The organism is Enterococcus sp. E5-162, from assembly GCF_035725965.1.
GTDB lineage: Bacteria > Bacillota > Bacilli > Lactobacillales > Enterococcaceae > Enterococcus_B > Enterococcus_B lactis.
This window is the reverse complement of the sequence record NZ_JAPRFV010000001.1, coordinates 12,968-31,525: the sequence shown is the minus strand read 5'-3', so window position 1 is coordinate 31,525 and position 18,558 is coordinate 12,968. Positions and strand designations below refer to the sequence as shown.

Annotated in this window: 17 protein-coding genes; 1 reads left to right on the top strand and 16 read right to left on the bottom strand. The window is 37.9% G+C overall.

Annotated elements, in window-relative coordinates; translation table 11 throughout:
* Positions 1 to 20: 20 nt before the first annotated feature.
* From grpE to OZZ83_RS00160, 5 genes are all read right to left on the bottom strand, one after another.
* Complete coding sequence (gene grpE, locus OZZ83_RS00180; RefSeq protein WP_002292135.1) at positions 21 to 584, bottom strand: nucleotide exchange factor GrpE; 564 nt, start codon at positions 582 to 584, stop codon at positions 21 to 23.
* Between the two features lie 93 nt (positions 585 to 677).
* On the bottom strand, positions 678 to 1,721 hold the full coding sequence (gene hrcA, locus OZZ83_RS00175) for a heat-inducible transcriptional repressor HrcA (RefSeq protein WP_002292136.1): 1,044 nt from the start codon (positions 1,719 to 1,721) through the stop codon (positions 678 to 680).
* A 233-nt stretch (positions 1,722 to 1,954) separates the two neighbouring features.
* Entirely contained in the window at positions 1,955 to 3,121 is a 1,167-nt protein-coding gene (gene hemW / locus OZZ83_RS00170) for a radical SAM family heme chaperone HemW (protein ID WP_002292137.1), read from the bottom strand.
* 15 nt (positions 3,122 to 3,136) lie between these two features.
* Positions 3,137 to 3,364, bottom strand: coding sequence for a hypothetical protein (locus OZZ83_RS00165; RefSeq protein WP_325065992.1), 228 nt, complete (start codon positions 3,362 to 3,364; stop codon positions 3,137 to 3,139).
* Between the two features lie 86 nt (positions 3,365 to 3,450).
* Complete coding sequence (locus OZZ83_RS00160; RefSeq protein WP_278023318.1) at positions 3,451 to 4,833, bottom strand: tyrosine-type recombinase/integrase; 1,383 nt, start codon at positions 4,831 to 4,833, stop codon at positions 3,451 to 3,453.
* A 258-nt stretch (positions 4,834 to 5,091) separates the two neighbouring features.
* On the opposite strand from OZZ83_RS00160, the gene OZZ83_RS00155 reads away from it, so the two are divergent.
* Entirely contained in the window at positions 5,092 to 5,223 is a 132-nt protein-coding gene (locus OZZ83_RS00155; protein ID WP_256094363.1) for a hypothetical protein, read from the top strand.
* A 179-nt stretch (positions 5,224 to 5,402) separates the two neighbouring features.
* Here OZZ83_RS00155 and OZZ83_RS00150 read toward each other — a convergent pair whose 3' ends face one another.
* The 11 genes from OZZ83_RS00150 to OZZ83_RS00100 form a co-directional block, all read right to left on the bottom strand.
* Complete coding sequence (locus OZZ83_RS00150; RefSeq protein ID WP_278023319.1) at positions 5,403 to 5,942, bottom strand: EF0163 family protein; 540 nt, start codon at positions 5,940 to 5,942, stop codon at positions 5,403 to 5,405.
* Positions 5,939 to 6,166, bottom strand: a complete 228-nt coding sequence (locus OZZ83_RS00145; RefSeq protein WP_002308975.1) for a hypothetical protein — start codon at positions 6,164 to 6,166, stop codon at positions 5,939 to 5,941. The genes OZZ83_RS00150 and OZZ83_RS00145 overlap by 4 nt, the downstream gene beginning before the upstream one ends.
* Before the next feature lie 13 nt (positions 6,167 to 6,179).
* Positions 6,180 to 7,214, bottom strand: coding sequence for a phage tail tip lysozyme (locus tag OZZ83_RS00140; protein ID WP_278023320.1), 1,035 nt, complete (start codon positions 7,212 to 7,214; stop codon positions 6,180 to 6,182).
* A gap of 57 nt (positions 7,215 to 7,271) precedes the next feature.
* Positions 7,272 to 9,233 (bottom strand): hypothetical protein, encoded by a 1,962-nt coding sequence (locus OZZ83_RS00135; RefSeq protein WP_278023321.1) that lies wholly within the window; start codon positions 9,231 to 9,233, stop codon positions 7,272 to 7,274.
* Between the two features lie 14 nt (positions 9,234 to 9,247).
* Positions 9,248 to 11,752: an ATP-binding protein gene (locus OZZ83_RS00130; RefSeq protein ID WP_278023322.1), complete on the bottom strand. Its 2,505-nt coding sequence runs from the start codon at positions 11,750 to 11,752 to the stop codon at positions 9,248 to 9,250.
* Between the two features lie 19 nt (positions 11,753 to 11,771).
* Positions 11,772 to 12,161, bottom strand: coding sequence for a TcpE family conjugal transfer membrane protein (locus OZZ83_RS00125; protein WP_086310784.1), 390 nt, complete (start codon positions 12,159 to 12,161; stop codon positions 11,772 to 11,774).
* Positions 12,162 to 12,170: 9 nt separating this feature from the next.
* Positions 12,171 to 12,395: a hypothetical protein gene (locus OZZ83_RS00120; protein ID WP_002308970.1), complete on the bottom strand. Its 225-nt coding sequence runs from the start codon at positions 12,393 to 12,395 to the stop codon at positions 12,171 to 12,173.
* 3 nt (positions 12,396 to 12,398) lie between these two features.
* On the bottom strand, positions 12,399 to 13,382 hold the full coding sequence (locus OZZ83_RS00115) for a conjugal transfer protein (RefSeq protein WP_278023323.1): 984 nt from the start codon (positions 13,380 to 13,382) through the stop codon (positions 12,399 to 12,401).
* A gap of 119 nt (positions 13,383 to 13,501) precedes the next feature.
* Positions 13,502 to 16,573, bottom strand: a complete 3,072-nt coding sequence (locus tag OZZ83_RS00110; protein ID WP_325065991.1) for a SpaA isopeptide-forming pilin-related protein — start codon at positions 16,571 to 16,573, stop codon at positions 13,502 to 13,504.
* 123 nt (positions 16,574 to 16,696) lie between these two features.
* A complete protein-coding gene (locus tag OZZ83_RS00105; protein WP_278023325.1) occupies positions 16,697 to 17,971 on the bottom strand; it encodes a hypothetical protein in 1,275 nt (424 codons plus the stop codon).
* Positions 17,972 to 18,167: 196 nt separating this feature from the next.
* The gene (locus OZZ83_RS00100; protein WP_278023326.1) at positions 18,168 to 18,554 is read right to left on the bottom strand and encodes a hypothetical protein; all 387 of its coding nucleotides are present in this window, start codon (positions 18,552 to 18,554) and stop codon (positions 18,168 to 18,170) included.
* Between the last annotated feature and the right edge of the window lie 4 nt (positions 18,555 to 18,558).

Genomic DNA, 18,558 nt, shown 5'->3' with positions numbered 1-18,558 from the left:
TAAGTTTTATATCCGCACAATTATTGTGCAACAATGACCATAGTTGGTCTTAACACGCGATCATGTAATTTATAGCCTTCTTGTAGTACTTCTACAATCGTATCGGCTGGTGTATCTTCAGTCGCTGGAACAGTTTGTACTGCTTGATGAAGATTAGGATCAAAGGATTCTCCTTTAGCAGGGATTTTCTCGATTCCTTCTTCTTCCAGTGCGTTACGTAAACTTTCCAAGACCATTTCCACGCCTTTTTTCAAGCTTGCTCCTTGATCATCTGACACTTCTGTGGCTAATGCACGTTCCAGATTGTCAATTGATGGAAGCAATTTTTTGGCTAAATCTTGTGAACGGTATTTTTGTAATTGCTCACGTTCATTTTTTCCTCGATTTGCCATATTTGCGATTTCCGCACGAGCCCGCAAATATTTATCTTCCATTTCTTCTAATTCAGCTTTTAATTTTGCTGATTCGAATTCTTCCGCTTCAACTTCTGAAATGCCTGAATCTTCTGCAGCTTCGACATCGATTTCCGGTTCTGGCTGAGCATCTGTCATTTCTTTATCTAGTTCTTCTTGATTTTCTTTCACGATACAGTCTTCCTTTCATTATTCAGTCAGCTGTTTGATTGCTCTTACTAAGAAAGAGAGAACGATCAGCTGCAAATAGCTTCGTTATTCACATTACGAGTTTGACAAGTCAAGTGATCGATAGTAATCAGCAAGCTTAGCTGCTAGTTCTCTTCGATAAACATCCACTAGACCAAACATCCGAGAATAAGGCATACTAGTCGGCCCCAACAAGGCTATTGTACCTCTTCCATGACCATCTATCTCGTAACTTGCTTGAATCATGCTCATATTCTGCAATAAATCATTACCTAATTCAGCACCGATCTTGATACGAATATTACTATCCATCGGAGTGATCATTTGTGTAAGTCCATCGGAGTCTTTCATAAAAGAAAACATCGATTTAAACTGATCAAGATCTTGACGGGGCTCATAATCCAAGAGATTCATTTGTCCACTGACATAAACTTTTTCTTCAAACACATGACCAAGAACGGTGTCAAACAACTGGGACATTCCTTCTGTGGTCTGGAAATATTTATGAAGAATCATCGGAATCTCTGTACGTAGTTTATGGTATACCGTCATCAGAGGATCCCCGACTAGACGGTCGTTTACAATTTGCACCATTTTTTCTAGTTCCTGACTTCCCATGTATTCGGGAAGAGTGAACACTTGGCTTTCTACATTTCCCATATCTGTCACGACAATCGCAATGATCTGTCGATTATTCAAGGGTACGATACGAAAGCCTGTTAGTCGGCGGTCTTTTATTTCAGGTCCCAACGAAAAAGTCGTATAACTTGTCAGCTCAGATAAGATCTCAGCAGATTGCTTAATGATCTCATTGATCTCATGAAATTCTCTACCTAAAGACTGACGTATCAGCAGCAGGTCATCTTCTGCTACGCGAGCAGGTTTTAACAAATGATCCACATAATAACGATAGCCTAAAGCAGATGGAATCCGCCCAGAAGAAGAGTGAGTCTTCAACAGCAACCCTTCATCTTCTAATGCCTTCATATCATTGCGAATCGTTGCTGAACTGGCCTTGACTCCCTCAGACATCAATGTTTTGGAACCAACGGGCACGCCACTACTCGTATAGTGTTGGATGATCAGACGTAAAATGTCGTTTTGTCGCTTTGTTAACATCTTCCTCACCTCTCATTAGCACTCATATATTCTAAGTGCTAATCCACTTATAAATATAGCAAGAAGCCCTTCTCCTGTCAAGAGAAATACTTCATTTTTTAGCACTCTATCGTCCAGAGTGCTAATTATGAGCAATTGCTATAAATTCAGTTATATCAACGTTTCAATAGTTCTTTATTGTATTTTTGAACTTTTTTTATTTAAATTCCGATAAAAAACAAATATTCTTTAAACTATTTTTCAAACAAAAAACGCTCAAACACATTGTTTCCCAAAAAAGTCCCTCTAGGTGTCAAATAAATACGTTCTTCTTCATTAACAAGTAACCCTTCTTCCTCTAACTTCATCAACACATCTCCATACACCGATTCAATCGTTTGTTGATAGCGATCATAGAAGTGTTTTTTAGCAATCCCAGTTTTTTTTCTTAGCCCCAAGAACATTTCTTCTTCTATTTGATTTTTTCGTGTCAATTTTTCTTCTTCCAATACTGGGCGTTCATTGACTCGTAATGGACGTAAATAGTGTTGGATCGGTCCTTTGTTGCGATAACGAATATTTCCAAGATAACCGCTAGCTCCTGCTCCAAACCCAAAATAATGGTCATTGTTCCAATACATCAAGTTATGCTGCGACTCGTGTCCGGAAAGCCCAAAGTTACTTATTTCATATTGGTGACGTCCATGCTTTTCCATTGCTTCAATGGTCTCTTCAAACATTTTAGTTTCCGTTTCCTGATCAGGCAGTTCGAGTCTTCCTTGTCGTACCCAGTTCATGAACATTGTTTTGTTTTCTAGGATCAATGAGTACAAAGAATAGTGAGGCAGATCCAAAGCCAAAGCTTTTTCCAAAGTATCCCGATACCCTTCAAGTGTTTGTCCCGGTAATGCATAAATCAAATCGATGCTTACATTGGTAAAATTTTCTGCTTTTAAAAATTTCATCGTTTGATACACATCTTCTGCGGTGTGTTTACGTCCAATTTTTTTCAGTAAGCGATTGTCAAATGTCTGAACTCCCATGGATAAACGATTGACGCCATAGTTTTTCATCACTTGAAGCTTTTCACGGGTCAAATCGCCAGGATTCGCTTCTACAGTAAACTCCTTACCATCCTGGAAAGGCAAGATCTCTCTAGCTCCTGATAACAATCGATCAAGTTGTTTAGCAGATAAAGAGGTCGGTGTTCCGCCCCCTACATAAAGTGTTTCCAAATTCGCTGTCGGGTGACTTTCCAGCATTAATCTCATTTCATTCAGCAGCATTTCCACATACTCATCTACCGGTTGCCCTTCTAAAAAAACTTTATTAAAGTCACAGTAATAGCAGATATGCTCGCAAAATGGGATATGAATGTACGCAGAAACCTTGTTTTCTGCGGGATTTATTGTTTCTATCATTGAACTTCTTTCTCCTTACGTCGAAAAGTCGTACTGATTTTCGACCTTCTTTAAACGGTGTTCAAGCACCAGCTCCTTGAAATAAGCCGCATGTTTATAATCTAAGAAGTCTAGTTCCAAAAATGCTTGCTTATTGTCATCGGAGCTACATGTGGTTTTCACAACCTCTCGATAAACGGTGTTCACAAAGCTGACCTTCGGCATTAACTCAAAATCTGCAAAAATATGAAAAGCTATTTTCACAGATTCCTCCTTAAGTGCTCAGGTCACAACGCTTTGCTTACAACCTCTCATATACGCATACTAAACGTATTTGGCAAACAAATCCACTAAAAAATCCAAGAATCGACTTCTTGGATGATTTTTTCTTTCATTGAACTGGTTACCTGATTATATATCTCTAGGGTTGTTTTCATGTCTGAGTGACCAACACGATCCATGATTGCTTTTATGGGTAACCCAGCTTCTGCTAATAAAGAGATATGGGTGTAGCGGAATGTATGTGTACTGACCTTCTTTTGGAATTCTGGGTATTTTTCTTTCAAGATATCTTGGACACTACGAACAGGTTTTTTATTGTTGCCACGACCATTCAGAAATTCATTTAGCGAATGGTAAACAACTGGCGTACCATTTTGTGTTTGGAAGATCGTTTCAGAAAAAATGAATTTTTTCGAAGCAGCTATCCTTCTATTATAAGTTGCGTTTTCTGTTCGTTTGTATGTTTGATAAAAATTGCCTTCTTCTCGTTGTTTCATTTCTACTTGGCGTGCTTGATTGATCCTGATCCTATTTTGAATAATTTCGACAGAGCGTGTATCTAAAGCAATTTCTCTAATGGAAGCAATTGTTTTTGGTGGACTGCGTACATACTCTTTTACGGATCGTCCTGCCGCCACTACTCCTTCGTTAATTAAAAGCTTTTTCGTAGAAAAGTCGACTTTCTCAATCGTTAAAGCACTTACTTCTCCAATACGCAGACCATTTCGAATCATAAATTCAACTAAGTCTAAATAAAGCATGCCCATTTTGTTGATTTCTTTATTAGTTTCGTATTTTTCATGGATTGCTGCTAATAAAATGCGTACTTCCGTTTTTTCTAGAAATTTCTTTTTCCTACGCTGAATCGCTCGAATTTTTCGATCATTGGGAATTTTTAATACAATCTTATTCAAATCGAATAAGATTAAATCATGACGGTGCCCATAGGAAAGGATTTGTTTGAGTAAGGAGCGGATCTTTTCTAACGTTGCTTTTTCTAAAAGGGTTTTGGTTTGTTTCGAGCGAACCATCAGTATATCCGCCCAAGCCCCTTCAACAAATAAAGGAGTCAGCTGTTTCAGTCGCAGATTGTCTAAAAAATGCGGTTGGAGGTATCGGTGAAGAATCTCTTTCTGATAATGTACAGTAGTTTGACGAACCGTTGGCGACCACGCCTTCAGCCAAAGAGCCGTCAATTCGCCAAACGTCTCACATTGATTTACATCAGAAAACATTGTATATTTGTTGAACTCTTTTTCAATCTGTTCTTTCAGATAGCGTAGTGCTTGTTTTTCACTCTTGAAACCTTTTGCTTTCCAATTGACGCTTTTCTTTCTCGTCTTTCCTTTGACCGGATCATAATAAGCCTGGAACGTACGCAAATAATTCTTTTTATCGATTGTTGTATACGAACTTCGCAAATACTGTTTCCATTCTGAAGACCGCAGCAACTCCTCCTCCTTTCGTAAAAATAAAAGCACATGAGAAAAGGAAACAAATGCCGTCTCTCACGTACTTTTTATCTTAAAAATTCAATTATTTTCCAAGTAATTTAGATATCTATTTTTATAGAGAATTATCTATTCAAGCTGTTTGTTTATTGGTATACTAAAATTTAGTAGAAAGTTTGTGGCGGTTGGCAAATCCAACTGAAGGGACGTGGTGCCTATGAGCTTAGTTGCTTGTTGGTCAGACTCTACAGAAAGGAAATGCCTGATTTGTTCTCTATGGATCAAATCATTGCCATTATTGGATCAGCTGCAGTAATAATTACTGCAGTAGCAAAAGCAAGTGATTCCGTTTTGGCATGGTTAAAGTTCAAAAAAGAGCAAAAAAAATAGAGCCGTCTCAACTTTTGGCAGAGTAGACAGGCTCTAAACTTGTTAAAAAATGCCATCCGCTTTGAACGGACTACACTTAGGAACTGTTCGCGCAGTTCCTTTTATTTTATTATAGTATCATGATAACATAATTTTTTTGTATTATCTATTGAAAATTATTACTTATACCTTCTTCTAACTTAATACTCCCTCTTCAACGTATTATAGGTCATTTCTGCTATTTTGTTGTCTTCGACTTTTGCAAGCAGTAGGATTCGGATGGGCGATCCGTTTTGAATACAGTCTAGTAAAACAGCGTATTCGTCTTGATCGTTTTGATAAATAGACGTGACTTTGCCTTCGCTTCCTAAGGCGTTCCCAGTCTCGACATCGATGCCGTTCATTTGGATACATTCTTCTGTCATTAAGTCTTTTAGTTTTTCATTGCGGTGATTGATTGTTTTGAAATTCGCATAAGCTTCTCCATATGCTTGGAGTAATTCCATATGATCTTCTATAGGATTTTCTCCTCTATCCTCTTCTACGATTTCTTGTGTTTCTGTTGGTTGACTAGACTCTGCTTTTGCATTCTCAAGCTTCAAGTTACTGTTTTCTACAGCTTCCATGATACTTGAATCTTTTACACTCTCAGTAGTTTCAACTTGTTCATCTGGTGAACTACAGGCTACCAAAGTAAGTACGGATAAGGTCGTTCCTATTAGAAATACTATTCGTTTCATCTTCTTCCCTGCTTTCTATTTGATGTCACTCGAACCACTTCTTTCACAAAAACGATCTGAGAAAATCTACCTGGTGAAAACTTTACCCGATATTCTTTATTTCTCAATGATACTAAAAAACCATCTTCAAATCTTCTGGCAACAAATTCGTTTTGTGAACACTGGAATTTGGCGCAGATTTCCTTTACTTGCCTTCTTGTTAATCCTGGGTGAGTAAAAAACATAACTGATCTCCTTTTATTTTTTCCGCACAACACTGGCTACTCGTTTGAATTCTCTCCCCCATTGCCGTGCGTATTTGGCACAAATTTGTCCTTGTTCTGCATTTTGTTCATAGGTAATAAATTTCCCTTCACTTTCGACACTTGCAATGATTCCTGTATGTCCATAGATTCCTGGAGATAGAGCTTCTCCTGCATACCAATTAATGACGTCTCCTGCTTCGATTTCTGAAGGTTTAGGATCAAATATGACCGCCCATCCGTATTTTTGCCAATCATAATCGCTGCCGATCGATTGAGCATACATAAATCCTGAACCCATCATCTGTGGTCCACCTAGTTTTCGAACATAATAAGCCGTGAGCCCATAACATTGACCACCATTGATCGTTTGCCCCATGACAGATTCTAAAATATCGATTTTGCCTCCACCAATATTAGAGGAGCCTCCTCCTAAAGAACCTTCGAATAATCGTTTATACCAATTTACGGCACTTGTCTTTCGCTTATTTTGTTCGACTGGATCATCTTTTGTTCCGGCGCGTTCCCAATATTTCAATATATCGACTGCCAGCTTTTCAATTTCTGTTCCATTAGACATATTCTTCAATAAGTCACTATCCGATCCGTCATGATACCAGGCAAAATCCATTTGAAAAGCCACTGCCTTCCAGTCTTCATTTTGCTCTCTGGCAAGGTTCAACATGTTCACACGGCGACTACTATCCCACTGTGCTAATCCCATCGCATAGCCACCAATATCAGGATTATATGCCCATACTGGATTAAAGGCCAAATCACTTTGGATACGGGAAGGGATCAATCCACTCTCATGTTCCATGTTACCGATCCATGCTGCTGCAAATTCTTTTGTTCCTCCTTGTTGTTGCACATATTGAGCCACTTCTAAAGCAACTTGTTCTTGAGGTGTACCTGGTTCAAATTCTGACGTACTTCCATTTTGATTGGCGGAAAATATACCTATAAATAAAAGAAACGGTAACAAAAAGGCAAAACAAGTTCCTAAAATGATATACGCAATTTTTTTCATTTTTCACCTCGCTTTATAAAAAAACTTTGTTTATCTACAAAAAAGAAGACTGATCAATTACCAGTCTTCCATTGGTTCCTGTTGTTCTTCTTCCCATGCATCAAAAAATGTTTCTTCAGACTCCAAACTTTTGAAATTCTCCTCAATTTGATGAATCGGTTCTACTTCCGACGAATAGTTGGCAATCAACTCTGGATCATATGCATGATCAAAATAGGCTTGTTCCTCTTGTGATAATTGCAGTTCGTCAAAATTATCGACTGTCACATTCATTTTTTCAGATAAAACCGTTGGATCAATTGGTATTTCATTCTCACTCATTGCTACCTCATCCTGTTCAAACAACGCTTCTGTGTCATTCGTCAAATCAGAATCAGATAAATCAGACATAAGAACATCATCCGAAACCAACGCATCTGATTCACTTAAGGATTGATCAAAAGTCGGATCTGCTTCATTGATTTCTGCTAATACATCTTCTAATGCTTTGTCATCTACTTCTTCATCAACTAGCACTTCATCTTCTACTTGCTGATCTACTTGATCCATTTCCATTTTATCTTCTTCAGGGATAGACAATTCTGTATCATCATAATCAGACGGACGGAATAGGGATCCCAATCCTTGCTTGACACCAGTAAATTGATTTTCTTCATCCAAAAAGTGTTCTTTTCCAAGAGTCATTGCTTTATCCGGTAGTATTTTTGATAACCCATTTAAGGCTATGTTCGGATTTCCTGTGTACGCACCAGCAGCTAATTGCGCTGCCCCTATGCTCGCACCACTAATTTGTTCTGCTCCTTCCTTAGTCTTTTCGTTTACTTTCTTTTCGAATATCGGCTGTTGTATCTGTCCATCAGCAAAGAATCCTAGTATTCGGTAACGATTTTTCCACACTGTACTTATAAAAACAATTTTTACAAGAACCATGATCAATCTAGTTCCTAATAGAAGAATACTGCCTGATAAGACATTCAATAGATTTTCATTGATTCCTTGAGCAGCATGTAAAAATACTTGATCGATTAGTTGATTGACCCAAAAAAGAACTGAAATAAAAACACCATAGATCACTGGCATAAATAAAATGCCAATCAGTGTTTTGAAAAATTTAAACATGAGCATTTGACATCTAGGAAAAAAAGAGGCTAATGCAAGGATTGGAAATGCAAGAATCAATAGGTTCACTAAAATCTGAATGATAGTTAACATCATATTAATGTATAAAACTGGTAAGGCTAGGATAAACAAATTCGCAACGCCTACCCAAATCGCAAAGCTTTTTTCCATTGTCTTTGTCCCATCTTGAGCAAAATAAGGATTTTCATTTTCAAGTGAATCGATATATTGTTCTCTATCTTTTTTGAAAGTCTCTTTTTCTTCTTTGGACAAATTCGGTACTTGTAATAGTTTTGCCTCGTCCAATTTCTCTCCATTTTCCATCGTTCCATCCAATGAACCACTATTCACAAAATAAAATGTCTGTTTGACTGTTGCATCAAACATCGGGCTTTGATCTGAATCTGAACCATAATTCGTGCCAGAAATAAACTGATTTTGAACTGTCTTTACTATACTGTTGACAGATTGGATAAAGAAGCTAGACATATTATATGTTCCTTGCCTAGTGGTAATTTGTCCAAACCAACCAAAAAACAACAAAAGAACTACGACATAGTGCAATAAAGATTGAGAAAAATTATGTCGATTGGAAAAGAAATGATACAGCAAGTAGTAAGCGCTTAACATAATTGCTAACCCCATCAACGTGCCTCTGCCAAATCCTGTGCCACCAAAATTCCTTAAAATTTGTACAGACATATCAAACATTTCTGCTTGTTTAGCGATAAAATAATCTGACTGATTCAATACACTTTCACAGAATAAAAAGAAGGACACACATAGTTTCAGAAAAAAGAAAGGCAAGCCTACAAAGAACCAATTAACAACTTGCCACCCTTTATCTAATAATCCACCACCGACCATATAAGCATCATAGCTATCGATCAAAAACTTCATTGCAGTCCTCCTTTCTAAACAGCAAAGTGATTTTCCATTACTGAGGCATCTGAATCGTCTACTGTCTTGAAAAGCTCCAACCATTCATCAAAAAGGACATGGACAACCACTCGATTGACTTGGTTGAACATGTCTTTTAATAAGCATTGACCTTGCACCATATTCGAGACCCACTTCATATTTTGTTCGTTTATCGGCAAATTCAAGTATTGTAAGATTCCCTCTCGGTTCTGCACTTCATCAAAGCAAATCACCGTACCAAATCCTGTACCATCTTCTTTATCATCCAGATCATTGACCGATTGCGTGATTAACACTAAGAAGTTATTGAAGGAACGACCTATCCGTTTCATAGATTTCAAAATTGCTTTTCCTTCTGGCGACGATTGAAAGATCCAGCTTTCATCAAAGAAAGTCACTGTTTCTTGTTTTGGATTGCGTGAACCGAATTTCGAACAAAAGGTGCCCAGTGCAAACATCAAGGTTACAGACAAGCGCTTGTTTTCGTCCATATGTTCATTTTTATCTGTTGGCAGATCCAAATCTTCAATTTCTAAAATCGTCACTTTCTTTTCAAAGGATAGACCTGGAACTTCTCCATGAGAAAATGCCAACTCTAAAATCGATCCTTTAATTGTCGAAATCAAAAATCTGCCCATATCTTGTACATCTGGAATACTACTGGAAGCTAACTTTTCAACAACTTGCCAAAAGCCGACTTTTTTGCCGAATTTGCGTTCTTTTACGATCGCTGCAATGGTTTCATTGATCTCCGTTTTTTGCTTTAAGTTCCAAATCCCTTCGTAGATATTGGTCAGCATGGCTTTGGCTGTCGCAATGGCTTCTGTTTCATCAAATAAAACGATTGGGTCAAGGACGCCCAGGTTCTTTTTATCTCGTACATCTAAAGTCACAAAATTAAAGGAGCGGACAAAAGCTGTATCTAAAGGATATTTTTTCTGATACGCTGGATCGTTGATTGTTCGCATGAATTGTCGCCGCATCTCTTTTTTGGGATCGATATATAGCACTCGATCTTTCAATGTAGCACATTCCATGAACAGCTTTTTAGCAGTTACTGATTTTCCATTTCCGGTATCACCAGTTAACGCCCAATGTGGATTATTGGTTTTCTTACCGACAATATCTTGTTTATTCGCTAAAAAGAGATTCATATAGATCAGGTTCTTAGAATTTAATAAAATACTTTTTCGGTCTTCTTTTTCTTCCAACGTCGTATCGACACGACCAAAATAATAGCCTAAGTTTGTTCCAGCTTTAAGCGAAGTGAAGAAATTCAACTCTGCAAAAGATTCAATGGTACTCGTATGTTGCCATTTTTTGTCTTTCATTCGCAGGAAATTTCCAAATAAAGTAGATTGGAAAAGATAAGGATCATCGAATGTCGCTTTTAATAATGGAATTCCTAATCCATCAAATCGATTGATCAAATATTTTTTACGTGCCTGCAGTTGTTTTTTAGTGTTACCACTAACAACTAGGACAGCTTTCCAATCAAGGATATCGACCCCATCATCGATTTTCTGATCTAGATCGTCTAAAGAAAGCTGTCCTTCTACGATTTTTCGTTTTTGCTTTGATCCGGCTAAATGCGCTTCTTGCATGATATTTTTCGTCCGAGTACGTGCACGAGCAGAACGACCAGATAATGCTAATTGCCCTTTACTTTCCGCAAAAGAAGCTTGGATTTTCACTTCTACTGGAAAAGGCATTTTTTGAACGATTTCCAGTAAATGATTTCCATCTAAAAACACACCGATATCTCCGACTGGCAAATAAGAGACATAGCTTTCGCCATAATCACACTGAAAGTGCAAGCCACCAGAAAAAATAGGTTGGATCTTTGTTTCCATCAAATTCTCAAATGTTTGGCTGGCTAAAACATCTTGACGTTCATGAGGAATATTCTTCAGAAATTGGTAGGCTTGATAATAATACAGTTCGTCTTCTGTCAAACGTTCGATCAATAGTTCGGATAAATTCTGATAGATTTCTTGCTCCTGTTCCTGGTAATCTTTCGCCCACTCTTTTTCCAATGCCACATCAAATCCTAGCCCTTTCACAATTGTTTCTGTTACATGATTGACTGCTTTGGAAATATTTTCTTTTAGATCGATAGCAATCTCTTTTTTCACCAATGGCACCCCAATGATCCAGGCATATTCATAGACCATGCCCATTTCATTTTCTAAAATTTGTGCTGTTTTCATCAATTTATCAACACCTACTGCGTGATTTCCAGGATCGATCAATGAACGCATGGCGCCCATCTTCCCTCGAATATCTGCATTTACAGGTAATAGATTGATTTCAAAGCCGCCGCTGCCTTTTAACCGTTTCAGCGCACGGGCAACTTTTTTCTTCGTTTTTTGTTTCTTTTCAAAATCCGTCAACATCACCGTTTCAGAACGAATCCTGTAATAAGCAATCGCAGTTTTCTCTTGCGTCAGAAGCATATTTTCATGCATATATTCTGACAAAGGGTATTCTAATTGCATCTCATTCTCCTTTTCTTTTTTATCGTTTGAATGAAAATTCTTCTAGTTGATCCACTCGTTCAAAAGCTATGATTGGACGCTGATCCACCACAAAATTCTTTAAATAAACGATAAAATCCTTCAAAAACAAATTCGTTGATTTACCGTCTAATTCTGCCTCGGAGTACCATCTCGCTACTTTATGGGGAACAGAAAGCATCAGCAATAAATTCAGGTTGATTCCAGCTATATTAGGAATCCTTACTTTATACCAAAAGACCCCTGTGACAAAAAGCAAAAAGAATAACATCAATAGATAAGACATATTCAATGGCTGAGCGAAGACCCACAGCGCCTTCCCTTTTGGTGACGAGATCACCTGGATCGAGTATGGGGCTTTCAGTCCTCTGGAGTAATCGTAATGTTTCATTGTCCCACCTCACATAGTAATTCCAAATAGACCAAGGAACCATTTCACTAAATTGAAAATGTTCCTTCCTTGATTTGTAGCAAAATCATTTAAAATCAATGCAATCAAAATGACCGAACCAATCTTAAGCCATTCTGCTCCTCGCCAATGTTTAAAGATCAGCAAAATGACTGCAAAACTTAAAAGCGTGATAAAACCTGTTCGCATAAAATTGTCTAAATTACTCACATTCATAAATTAATTTCCTTCCTTTTCCGTAAAGTAATGTTTGAGCGTACGCACAAAATAAGAATTTTCTGTTTGAGTAAGCCACAACGAAAAATCTTCTGTGTGGGTCATTCCTGTTTGTTTATCGGCAAAAGTGACTGAAACTTGTATTCCCTTGACTTCTTTTTGCTTAGTTTCAAAGTATTTGATTTCACTCTCATTTAACGAAATAAACTCTGTGACGCCAGAAGTTTGAATGGGTTTTTTCATCAATAACATCAACTCTTGCTTCTCACCGTTTGCATATTTTTCAAAAAATAGAGTCAAGAATTTTTCGATAGCCTCTTTTTCTTGCTGAGGTACGTCTAAACTCACTTCTGCTTGTTTTAGTTCTGTTGTTTTACCTTGTGGCAAGGTGGTAGCTAAGAAATAAGGGCGCCCGATTATCGAAAATAACTGATCTTCTGTTTGGATCGGTAACACCATTTCTTGCGTTACCGTTTGTTTTGTTTCCTCGTCTTCCGTTTCATAAATGATATTCAAAGAAACCAATAAGCACTCTGATTCCTCTTTGATTTGAACGACTGCAGCACTCTTGAATCTTCGAACAAAATCCTCTTGGTTCTTACTCGTCTCATCCACTGCATCCACATCAACTGATAAATACTTCTCTAAGCGATCGAGTCGCTCTTTTTTCTCTTCTTCATTCGCTGAAGCGTCGTAATTTAGATATTCTTCTGCAAAACTAGTCGCATAAAAAGAGAGCGCTGAATAATCAAATACTTCTTTTTGTATCGACTTTTCATTTTTAGATTTAGCTAACTGATCTACTTTATCTGTTAGATTATCAAAATTTGTAGCTACGACATTGGCTCGAATGACACCTACTGCAGAAGCGATCATTAGTAGACTCATACCTGTAAACACAATTTTATTTGCTCGTTTTTGTGATAATTTTTTGACTTTCGGTTTCTTTTCTTTTTTCTCTTTCTTTTTGATGGTTTTTAGTTTCATGGGTCCTCCTATTTCTTTTTTTAGGCAAAAAAATAGACCTAGTTAAACTTGATTTTTCAAGGAAATAACTAGATCTATATGCTATAAATGACAAAAAATAGCCGTTAATTTAGCTAAGACTACTTTTTGGCTCTGCTTAGCCACACGAATACAACTAATGTAACCAGCAAGCCCCCTAGTACTACACCAAGAATCGCGTGGACGCTTCCCGTTTTCGGCAAGGTCGTTTGTTTTTTGGGCGTCTCTGACTTGTTTTCTTTTGGCTGTTCAGGTGTTTTGAAGCTAACGGTTTGTTCTTTGTTGGTGAGATCATCTTCTCGAGCAACTTCATTGAGTTGATCTTCTTCATAATATAAAACGTGTGTAGCAGTCAGTTGATCTCCGTCTTTTACCGTATTGGCTTTGAGATCTAAAAAGACGTCGAATTCATCTTCTTTGCTTTTTGCCGTATACGTCGAGGTGGCTTCACTGACCACTTCTCCTGTTTTGGTGTTCTTATATTGCGTGAAGACTGTGTAGGTATGCCCGACCTCGATGGCTGCTCCTTTGACCCATACCGTGTCCTTCAAACGATGATCAACCGTTGGATCAAGTTCTTTCTTCCCATCCATATCCGTAAATAAAGATGTTAATTCCAATTGTTCTCGTTCATTGTATGCCTCTAACACAATCAATTCCCCATCGTTTTCAACCGTAACTGAAAAATCGATTGATTCTTCTAATGGTAAGTAACCTTCCAACGGTTCGCCTTCCACAAACTTATATTCTCCATAAGGCAATCCTTCGATTTCGACTTTCCCTTCTTCATCAGTCATCAATTCATCAATAAGAGTTTCCACACCGTCTTTTTCAATCTGATATAAATGAAACGGCACGTTGGCTAATGGTTGTTCATTCAAACGATCTCTTTTGATCAATTGGATATTTTGTCGGGCTAAGCGATTTGGTACTTCCAGTCGGATCAATGCACCAGCATCTTCTTCCGTCACACTGAAGACAAGCGGTTCTTCTAATGGCACATACCCTTCTGGTGCTTTGATCTCATGGAGTTCATACCGGTCGATTCCCCAATCCAGACTTTCAGTTGTGACGATTTCGCCTTTTTCGTTGGTTTCAAAAATATCGGTGCTTTCGGTGTCATTCGGACGTTGCATGGAGACAAAATCGCCTTTACCGTCATTGGCCCAAGTATCGAAGATTTTGAATTGAGCGCCGGCATACGGAATATTTTCTCCTGTCTCCTCATCCACTTTGACAATGTGCAAACGAGATTCAATGATCTTGTCTTCCAACAAGAAGAAATGCGTGTACCCTTCTTCGGTAATCGTGACTTCAAAAGGTTCAATCAACAAGTAACCATCGACGCCTTTTGTTTCTTCGATGGTATACGTGTCATAGGGCAGATTTTCAAATTTGAAGTACCCATTTTTGCCAGTCACTTGTACATATTCTTGTCCTGTGGTATGAGAGGTGGCAGTTAACTCTACGCCTTCTAATGGTGGTTTGATATCTTGATTTTTATTGCCAATTTGGTTCAAGATTTCGGTGATCGTTTGTGGTATCAATGGACGAGAACCGAATTTATAACCTTCGACATGTCCTTTAATCACGCGATCAGTCACCGTTTTACGATGGATTGCCACAGTCTCATTCTGTCCAGCATACGTTAAATGAACGGTATATTTGGTTGGATCTAAATTATATCCTTTTGGCGGTTCAATTTCTTGTAGATAATAGGTACCTAATTTTAAGCCTTTCAATTCTGCTTGCGCTACGCCATTTACATCTTCCATCGTCAATTTTCCGATTGACTTTCCACTGGAATCGATCAATTCATAGACTGCACCAAATAATGAAGCAGCGCCTTGCGGTGTATTCCCTGTTTCTTCATCTTCTTTGATTACCGTTAGATTCGCCAGTTGTTCTTTATTATCCAAGGTGACCGTCGTTGTTTCATTGGCACGAATCGTGATAGTTTGTGGCGTTGAATTCAAGATATAGCCATTTGGCGCTTTGATTTCTTGAATGGTGACACGTGTGTCAACTAGCAAGTCATTCCAGGTCGCATAACCATCTGATCCAGTGGTAATTTCTCTCGTCTGGTTATCAGACGTAGTAAAACGAAAAACGGCTCCTGCCAACGGTTGTTTAGTCGTTTCGTCGACCTTACGAATGCGGGCATTGCCGTTTTTTAAGACGTTGATATTTAGATTTATCCATGTAGGATCATTGATATATCCTAACAATACATTTTGTGTGTATGGATGTTCATAAACAAGTGGTGCTCCTTTGTAACTTGGTAAAATATCATATATATACCTAACACTACCATTTACGTTTGAATTTCTATGGGCAGTTATAGTAATGCTAGATCCATTTTTTACTACATCAACATTAGCAGTATTGACTATCGGCGTACTTTCATAATTATTAAAAGCTCCAGTTGAATCCGTTAGCGTGATACTTTCTCCAACCTTTAGCGTAACTGTTTGTCCACTAAATGACGGCTTAGTATAAAACTTATTTACATTAGCCATCACGTTTGATTTGAAGGCTTGGTAATCAGCCATTGAAAATACTCCAGAAATACTAGTTGGATAGATTCCTTGTTGCTCATAGGTCAATATCTGTGTCATGATCTCTCTTTGAAGTGTGTGTCCAGGTAAAATTATTCCATAATACTTAATTAATGAGATACGTTCCATTAAAGCTGTATTTTGTAAAACAGCTGTATACCCGCCATTCGATCCTACATTAACCGCCACTCCTTGTTCGATACAAAGGGCAATTTGACCGTTCACACGTTTTCCATACCACCCATATTCTCTACTACCATTCGATAAATGGATATCAATATTTGCCACATTCGTAGATGGATCTACGTATACTACTTGATTCGCTGCTTTCGTCAATCGGTTGCCAGACAGAATATCATGAATCGATTCATTGACATAGGTTGAAGGAGTCGTGGTATACAACTTTCCGTCCTCTCCTCGAATCAAATTGTTTTTTTGAAGAAACTGTTCTACTATGTCTGGTTCGTTTTCTTGTTCATTTTGGACACTTTCAGTTTTTTCCGATTGTCTTTGATCATTAGTAATAGCTAAAGTTGTCATGGGTTGACTCAAAAATGAGCCAAATAGAATGCCGAGCATGAGCCAGATTCTCAGCTTGATTTGATATTTTTTCATATATTCCTCCAGTTTTTAGTTGATTGCACGAGAAAAAGCCCTTCAACAAGAAGGACTTCGACAATAGTTACTCAATTTAATAGTTCACCTCACAAAAAAAGAAGACGAATGCTCGTCTTCCCATTAATAAAATTCTAAATAATATTTTTCTGTACCATCAGACCATACTTCAGTATAAATTTTATAACCATTAAAAGTAGAACTAGGGTTTGCAGCTTCTGCCCTACCAGCTGCTGTGGCTGCCCCATGACTAGCATAAAAAGTGCCACTTCCTCTATAAGGATTCAAAGCATACGGCGGTTCTGGTGTGGGTGCTGGCGTCGATCCACTGGAGTTTCCACCTGTAGATCCACCACTCGTGTTACCTCCAGGAGTGCTTGTGGCTCCTCCTGTATTTGAACCACTTCCTGGATTCGCTGGCGGTGCCACGGGCGTTGTGGGTTGTACTGTAATATTTTCAGTTACATTTTGAACTGGTGTATTCGGTGTTGTAGGAGAAGCTACAGAATCAGTTGCTTCAGATTGGGTTTCAGGTACTTCTGTTTGTTGCATTGCTTGATTCGCAACTGCTTGTTCTTCTTGACGTTTGGCTTCTTCTGCAGCCACTCGCTCAGCCTCGGCTTTTTCGTCTGTTGTTATTTTTTCTTCAATAGCTTTTAATGGTTCATTAAACGATTTTTTTGCTTTTTCGTTTTTAATTAATTCCACTTCTTTTTTCGCAGATTCCAATGTTTCCCTGGTTACTTTATCTGTTGGCTTGTCATCCTTATAAAGTTCTTCGACTACTTTTCGAGCTCTTTCAATTTGGGATAGTTGATTTCCAGCAGCTTCCATCGCTTGGGTAACAATTGAAGTAAACTCATTTTCTTCTAGATTTTCAAGTTCAATTTTTTCTTTCTGTTCTTCAATCATTTCACTATTTAAATCATCGATAATGATTGCTTCTTCATTGATCTCAGCATTTTCGATATAAGGTGTTGAAAATAAACTGTTTACTACTTGCGTTTGATCAAAAATCATTTGAACTTCGTTGATTTTCTCGTCTAGCTTCGTAATATCTGCTAGTTCTTTTTGACAAGTTTCTTGGTCTTGTTTTCTTAACGTCTCTACTTTCTTAGCATGGGATTCAGCTTCTGATTTGTATTTTTCAATCGTCTTCTTCAATGAATCAATCTTCGCTTGAGTTACATCACTGGATAGAAACTGTTTATGCTCATCGGCATATAGACCAGCCATTTCCGTCTCGATTCTTAGCAATTGTTTTTTGTGTGTACTCAATTCACTAGTCACAGCTTCTACTTGTCTACTATAATTTTGCTCATTGATCGTAAAAACAGCCATTCCTCCAGCCACAATAAGTGTGGCACCAACAACACCCCAATGTACTTTTTTCTTCATCTCTTCTCCTTTTTCAGTATATATTTACCTCATTTTCAGTGAGATTTGGTATCATTCAAATTAACATAGCTCTAAAACTTCAAATTCTTTTTACTCACATGGAACTCCTCTCGTTCTTAAAAACAGCATCAGACAACTTTCTTTTAGAAATCGTTTTCTATATAGTAGCATGTTCAAGCTTATTATTTCTTTACAGTTATTTTAAAATACATTCATTTTTTAAAAAGTTAAAACGTTGGAGCGCTCGTAGGACATGTTTTCTATTGGATTGCTCGCAATACATGTTTATTTTTTGTGCCCGATCTCCATAAAAATAAGTTGCTTTATAAAAGCAATACTCCTGTCGAAGGACAACGCCATGATTATTTCTTACACAAAGTCCTTCAATAATTAAATACGTATATTTCGATATTCTTCTTTCATAGCAAACGTCTAATACGGGGCGAAAAGGCAGATCAGGTCGCTTCAGACGTTCCCGAACTTTCTCATACACTTCATAATCTTTTTGAATCGGACTGGCCGTCAACATCACAAAGCCATAATCGCGTTTTAAAATTACCGATAATGGTTCCGAAAACGGCATTGCT